The sequence below is a fragment of the bacterium genome (assembly GCA_026398675.1).
Lineage (GTDB): Bacteria > RBG-13-66-14 > RBG-13-66-14 > RBG-13-66-14 > RBG-13-66-14 > RBG-13-66-14.
Window position 1 is genome coordinate 1 of sequence record JAPLSK010000180.1, and the last position, 7036, is coordinate 7036.

Annotated in this window: 6 protein-coding genes; 4 read left to right on the forward strand and 2 right to left on the reverse strand. The window is 65.3% G+C overall.

Going from position 1 to position 7036, the window contains the following annotated elements:
• A partial coding sequence (locus NTW26_05895; GenBank protein ID MCX7021792.1) for a Mur ligase family protein occupies positions 1-752 on the reverse strand: 752 nt, incomplete at its 3' end.
• A gap of 558 nt (positions 753-1310) precedes the next feature.
• On the opposite strand from NTW26_05895, the gene NTW26_05900 reads away from it, so the two are divergent.
• From NTW26_05900 to NTW26_05915, 4 genes are all read left to right on the forward strand, one after another.
• Entirely contained in the window at positions 1311-1772 is a 462-nt protein-coding gene (locus NTW26_05900) for a dCMP deaminase family protein (protein ID MCX7021793.1), read from the forward strand.
• A 115-nt stretch (positions 1773-1887) separates the two neighbouring features.
• Positions 1888-2946 (forward strand): leucine dehydrogenase, encoded by a 1059-nt coding sequence (locus tag NTW26_05905; GenBank protein ID MCX7021794.1) that lies wholly within the window; start codon positions 1888-1890, stop codon positions 2944-2946.
• 27 nt (positions 2947-2973) lie between these two features.
• Positions 2974-4269: a phosphopyruvate hydratase gene (gene eno, locus NTW26_05910; protein ID MCX7021795.1), complete on the forward strand. Its 1296-nt coding sequence runs from the start codon at positions 2974-2976 to the stop codon at positions 4267-4269.
• The gene (locus NTW26_05915; protein ID MCX7021796.1) at positions 4266-4823 is read left to right on the forward strand and encodes a hypothetical protein; all 558 of its coding nucleotides are present in this window, start codon (positions 4266-4268) and stop codon (positions 4821-4823) included. Before eno ends, NTW26_05915 begins: the two co-directional genes overlap by 4 nt.
• Positions 4824-5404: 581 nt before the next feature.
• Here the strand turns inward: NTW26_05915 and NTW26_05920 are convergent.
• Positions 5405-7036: tetratricopeptide repeat protein (locus NTW26_05920; GenBank protein ID MCX7021797.1), on the reverse strand; the 1632-nt coding region annotated here is incomplete at its 5' end.

Consider the following 7036-nt stretch of genomic DNA (forward strand, 5'->3'; position numbering starts at 1 on the left):
ATGCGCCGGCCTCCGGAAACCGGCGTCCCGGCCACCAGCGGGTCGTCGGCGTTCAACAGGGCGACGGCCCCGGGCTCCAGTTGGGTGAAAAGACGGCACTTGGTGGCGTAGTAACCCTCCAGCCGCCGGTGGTAGTCCAGGTGCTCCTGGGTGACGTTGGTGAAGCCCGCCGCGGCGAAGACCAGACCGTCCGTCCGCCGCTGATCCAGGGCGTGGCTGGTCACCTCCATCACCGCGTCCTGCAACCCCGAATCCACCGCCTCCCGCAGGAGGCCGTGGAGTTTGAGCGGCTCCGGGGTAGTCCAGTCCGCCTCCTCCCAGCGGTTGCCGAGCCAGTACCCCGTCGTCCCCAAGAGGGCCGTCTTCCGTCCCGCCGCCTTGAGGATGCTCGCGATGATATGGACGCTGGTTGTCTTGCCGTTGGTGCCGGTGACGCCGACGAGGCGCAGCTTCTCCGCGGGATGGCCGAACCAGTGCGCGGCGAGCTGGGCCAGGGCCAGGCGCGGGTCCTCGCTCGTCGCCCAGGGCACGTTCACCCCGGTCGGAGGTGCTGTAGGCGCCAAAACCGCCGCGGCGCCGCGTTCCAGGGCGTTGCCCAGGTAAGCCAAGGCGTCGTGCCCCACCCCGCCCATGGCGACGAAGAGGGTCCCCGGCTCGACCCGCCGGGAATCGTAGGCGATCTTTTTTATCTCCGCGTCGCCCCGGACGAGCGCGGCCGCCGGGGTGTTCGAGATGAGGGCGCTGAAGCGCATGGGGCTCCCCTGGTCTTTTGAATGACATGGTATCACCGGCGCGGCGGGCTGGCAAGCCCGGTCGAGGGGCGAAGCGGTTTCCCTCTCCCTTTTAGGGAGAGGCTCGCCTACGGGATAGGGTGAGGGGTAATGTCGGGAGAGCGAATGCGGCGGGGATAGGAATCCCCGCCCTACATCATCACAATATGATAGGCACGGGCTGGAGCGGTTTCACTCTCCCCGTGGGAGGTCTGTGAGACACGGGCTTAAGGGTGAGGGCTGCCTTATAAAGAACGGGAGGGTCTGGATACCCTCCCCTACGGGTCAGGCGTGAATCGTGCGCTCCCCTCGTAGGGGCCGACCTTCAGGTCGGCCCGTGAGCGGATGTGGACACCCGCCCTACATCATCGCAAAAAACGAGGCACGGGCTAGGGTGAGGGTCGCCTTTGTAAAAGCGCGGCGGGGACTAAAATCCCCGCCCTACATTCGGACGCACAGCGGTGAATGTCACGCCGGCCACGCAAAACGCCTTGCCCACGCCCCGGTACTCTGGTAGAATGCACCCTCCGAGGGAGTAAGATGGGCAGGCCGTCCTGGGACGAGTACTTCATGCAGATCGCCGGGCTGGTGTCCACCCGCTCAACTTGTATGCGGCGCAGCGTGGGGGCGGTGCTCGTCCGCGACAAGACTATCCTGGCGACGGGCTACAACGGCACTCCCCGGGGGTTGAAGCACTGCGAGGAGTTGGGCGGCTGCTACCGGGAGCAGCTCGGCGTCCCCTCCGGCGAGCGCCACGAAATCTGCCGGGGAACGCACGCCGAGCAGAACGCCATCGCCCAGGCCGCCCTGGTCGGCGTCTCCACCAAAGACTCCACCCTCTACGTAACGAACCACCCCTGCAGCATCTGCACCAAAATCCTCCTGAACGCGGGGATCACGAGGGTGGTCTACGCCGAGGGCTACCCCGACGAGCTCGCCCGGTTCCTGATCGAGGAGGCCCGGAACCTGGGTCTGTTGGAGGTCAACTGCCTGGGGGAGTAGAGCGATCGGCGGCGCCGTCCGGGAAATGCGAAGGAGACAAGGGGTTTAACCCCCTTGCCCTCGATGCGGCGCGAAGAACTGATTTATACCCGTTAAGCGGGACAAGGAGGGCCGGTTGGGGATTTTCGAGAAACTGATCGAGGGCGGCCACGAGCAGCTAATCTTCTGTCAGCACCGCCCGACCAAGCTGCGCGCCCTCATCGCCATCCACAACACGACCCTGGGGCCGGCCCTGGGCGGCTGCCGCATCCGGGATTACCCCACCGAGGACGACGCCGTGGCCGACACGCTCCGTCTGGCGGAGAGCATGACCTATCAGGCGACGCTGGCCAACTACGACGCCGGCGGGGGAATGACCGTCATCTGGGGCGAACCGAAGATAAAAGAGGATGAGGCGGTCCTGCGCGCCTTTGGACGTTTTCTGAACGGCATCAACGGCCGCATCGTCGCCTTCGCCGACCTGGGCACCGACGACGACGACATGCGCTCGGTGGGTATCGAGACGCCCCACGTCATAGCCAGCTCCCCCCACGAGGTCCCCTCGGATGTCGGAGCGGCCTGGGGGGTGTACCACGGCATCACCGCCTGCCTGAACACCGCCTTCAACAGCTCCAACGTGCAGGACCGTACCGTCGTCATCCAGGGGGTGGGGGGCGTGGGCAGCGCCCTGGCCTCGATCCTCGTCCAGATGGGCGCCAAGCTCTACATCTCCGATCTCAAGTACGACCCCCTGAAGGCGATTCAGGACCTATACCCCGCCGTGGAGTTGGTCCAGACGGACGAGGTTTACGACGTGCCGTGCGACATCTTCAGCCCCTGCGCCGTGGGGGGAGTGATAGACGCCGACACGGTGGAGCGCCTGCGGTGCAAGATCGTGGCCGGCGCAGCCTTCAACGTCCTCTCCGACTCCTCCCTGGCGCTCCGTCTCGAGGAGCGGGGGATTCTCTTGGCGCCGGAATTCGTGATAAACGCCGGCGACGTGCTGATGATGAACCGCCCGGGCGACATGGCCGACCTCGAGGAGGTCAAACGGGCGACGCGCCAGATATACTCCAACCTCTCCAAGGTCTTCGCCCGAGCCCGGCAGATGGGCGTCCCACCGCTATTCGCGGCCCGGGAGATGGCCCGCGAGAAGATAGCCCGCATCGGAAAAACCAAATCAATCATGTGCTAGGGCACAAACAACGGGGAGAATCACCAGATGTGCAAGATAGCCAACGTAAGGGGGCGTGAGATCCTCGACTCCCGGGGTAACCCCACCGTGGAGGTCGAGGTTTTCACCAGCGAGGATAAACTGGGCCGGGCCATGGTCCCATCGGGAGCCAGCACCGGCGAGCACGAGGCCGTGGAGCTGCGCGACGGCGACAAATCACGCTACCGGGGCATGGGCGTGCTCAAGGCCGTGAACAACGTGAACACGGAAATCCGCGACCTCCTGGTGGGGATGAACCCCCTGGACCAGGAGAACATAGACCGGGTGTTGATCGAGCTGGACGGCACACCGAACAAGGGCCGCCTGGGGGCCAACGCCATCCTGGGGGCCAGCATCGCGGTGGCCAAAGCGGCGGCCCGGCACTATGACATCCCGCTCTACCGCTACCTGGGCGGCGCCGCGGCCCGCGTACTTCCGGTGCCCATGTTCAACATCCTCAACGGCGGCAAGCACGCCGACAACAACATGGACATGCAGGAGTTCATGATCTGCCCCACGGGCTTCCCGAGCTTCCATGAGGCGCTGCGGGCCGGTTCGGAGATTTTCCGCGCCCTGGGCCAGGTGCTCAAAAAGCAGGGCTACTTCATCGGCGTGGGTGATGAGGGCGGGTACGCCCCGAATTTAAAGTCCAACGCCGAGGCCTTCGAGAAGCTCATCGAGGCCATCGAGCTCGCCGGCTACAAGCCGGGGGGCGACGTCTGGATCGCCCTGGACGCCGCCGCCAGCAGTTTCTATAAAGACGGCAAGTACAGACTCGAAGCCGTGGGCAAGACCTTCGACACCGCCGGGCTGATCAAGGTTTACTGCGAATGGGTGGACATCTACCCGCTCATCTCCATCGAGGACGGCCTGGCCGAGAACGACTGGGAGGGCTTCATCGAGCTCACCCGCCTACTGGGCGACCGCATCCAGATAGTGGGCGACGACCTCTACGCCACCAATGTGGAGAGGCTCCGGGAGGGGACACGGCGCAGGGCCTCCAATTCGATTCTCATCAAGCTCAACCAGATCGGCACGGTGTCGGAGACGCTCCTGACGATGCGCACCGCTTTCCGTTCCGAGATAAGCTGCGTCGTCAGCCACCGCTCCGGCGAGACGGAGGACTCCACCATCGCCCACCTGGCGGTGGCCACCAACTGCGGCATGATCAAGTCCGGGGCCCCGAATCGCAGCGAGCGCCTCGCCAAATACAACGAGCTCCTGCGGATCGAGGAGTCCCTTGAGAATTCCGAGTATCCCGGCATCGAGGTGTTCAACGCGCGTATCATCCGGAACGGAGGGTGATTAGTACCGTGCTGGACGCGATTCGCCCGGGGGGCGTTACTTCGTTTTACGCGGTTCCCCTCATCGCCGTACTCCTTCTGGCCGGCGGTGCTAGTGGCTCCGAGGAGGCCCGGTGGGAGCCAATGCCCGATCTGGAACGGCTCCCCCCGTCGGCCGTCGAGGATTTAGGGACGTCGGAGGGTAGTGGGGTCATGCACTTCGATGGGAAGGACTACCTCGTCGCGCGGGTGTGGACCGACGAGGAACTCACCTCCCCTCTGACGCTAAAGCCCTGCGCCTACTGGTGGTACGAGGTGGCCTGGGAGGAGCCCGACGTGAGCCACCACATAACGACCCAGATTTCAACGAACACACTCTACGTGGAAGTGGGCGGCAAGCTGATCGAGGTGGGTCAGGCCGAGCGGGGCGCAGGCCCCCAGTACGTAAAAACCTTCGCCCGGGGTTCCGAACCCGAGCGCATGCGCTTCGTGGACTGGAGCGTCTACGATTTCCCCGAGGCGACCTACGAGGAGTGGACCCTGGCACAGGGCGGCGAGTATAAAATCCGCGTCTAGGTGTTCGGCTCGGCCTACGAGGACGATTCGGGCGGTATCGTGTACGAGACTTATTACCATTACACCTTCTTGGAATTGCTCGATTGACGGGCCTGTCGGTCGGCCGTTATAGACGGTTGGGTGTGATTCCAAAAATTTTAGGCGGACCTTCGGGTCCACCCGTTACTTTTGACTGAATGTAGGGCGGGGACTTTAGTCCCCGCCGTTATTTCAATTTAGCCCTCACCCCCCGACCCCGTCGGCGTGCCGCTCCCGCTGGGAGAGGTGGTCGCTACACCCCCCTCCCTAGCCCTCCCCCCAGAGGGGGAGGGAGATGCAGGTTGCGATGACGTAGGGGCGGGTCTTTAGACCCGCCCGTGGGCCGACCTAAAGGTCGGCCCCTACGAGGGTAACGCGAGATTCACATCCAATAAGTAGGGGCGGGTGCCCACACGCGCCCGCTTTTTGCCCCTCACCCCCATCCCCGTCGGCGCGCCGCTCCCCAGAGGGGCGAGGGGAGGTAAATGTAGGGCGGGGACTTTAGTCCCCGCCGTTTTAAGGCAGCCTTCACCCCTTAACCTTCTCCCGCTGGGATAGGGCCACTACCCCCCATCGCCCAAGCGGCTCAGCGAGACCAGCGCCCGGGCCCACACCACCCAGTCGCCCTCCTCCGCCGCGGCCAGGGCGGCCTTTCGTAAAAAAGCGTCATCGCCCCGCAACTCACCGGCCGAGAGCAACAACCCGGCTTTGTAATTACAGCGCTCCAGTCCCGTGTTTATGCTTTCCATCGCCGCGGAGGGGTCTGTCTCGGCCCGCGCCAGGGCCAGGTAACCGTCGGGTAGCTCGGGGGAGAGCTCGACGGATCGCCGCCCCGCCCCCCGGGCGTGGTAGGCGTCACCCAAATCCAGGTAGAGCTGCGAGAGAGCGGCGAGGAGGGATCCTTCGGCGAAGGGGGCTTCGGACGCCCGCTGGAGCGTGTCCAGGGCGGCCAGGTCGTCCCCCCGCCCACGCTGGGCGCGGGCGATTGAAAGCTCGAGCCGGACGGGGTCCAGGACACTCCCCCGCAGTTTGAGAAATTCCTCCTCTGCGCGCGCGTACTCCCCGGCGGCGAGGAGCGCCTGGCCCAGGTTGAGCCTTGCCGGGAGCATCCCGGGGCTCTCGGCGAGGGCCTGCTCCTGGTAACGCGCCGCCCCGGCGTAGTCGCCCCTGGCGTAGGCCTCGGTGCCAAGGTTGTTGTAGCCGACGGCGAGGTTGTCGTAGGCCCGCGTGACCTCCGGTTTGTAGGCCGTGGCGGCGATGAAGGGGATGAGCACGGCCGCGGTGACGACCGCGCTCAGCCTGAACTTTTTATTGATTTTCCAACGCTTACGGAGGCGGATCAGCCGGACGAGGCGCTCGACGAAGAGCCCCGCGCCGATTATCACCAGCGGAATCACCGGGAAGCGGAACCGGGCGGTGACGAAGAAGGGCAGAAGGACGACGGCGTAGGCCAGGACGATGACGCCCAGCACCCGCGCCCCTCTCCGGCGTTCGAGGAAGAGCCCCGCCAAGCCCAGGGGCAGGAGAACGTACAGGCTCAACCAGGGCCATTTCAGCAGCGGGACGAACTCCCCCTCGAAGTAGTAGTTCTCCACCTGGGGGTACTCGAAGCCGTTCAAGAGGAGCAGCGCCCGCTTCCCGCACAGGCCCGCGATGCGCCAGGGGTCCTTCTCGAATTCCTCGGTGAACCGGCGGGTCCAGTAGGTGGATACCTCCGATGCGGTAGGCGGCGGGTCGCCCCTCTCGGCCGCTTCGCGCTCCGCCGGCCAGCGGGCGGTGAAGTCCAGGCTGTAGGTGGTCGTCGCGTAGGGCCGGTAAAGCCCCACGGCGCCCGGCTGGTTGCCGAGATACAGGTTCAGGCCGCCGTTGGTGGACAGGGGCACGAAGTGCACGTCGGCCAGGCTGTTGGCGAGGGTCACCGGGGCGATGACGACCGCCGCCGCGGCAACGAGCAGTGCAAGCTCCTTGAATGCCGCCTTTTTGTTCCGTTTAAGCCGCCGGAGGAAGAGATATATTCCCACGGTGGCCGCCGGAACCGCCAAAAGCCCGTGGGCCAGCGCCGCCAGCGCGAAAGCGACCCCGATTCCGACGGCGGTCCACGGGACCGGGCGCTGGACGTGCCGCACGGCGAGGTATGTCCCCAGGACCACGAGGAACGCGGTCAGGGTCGTGGGCAGGAGAAGGGTTTCGGTGAA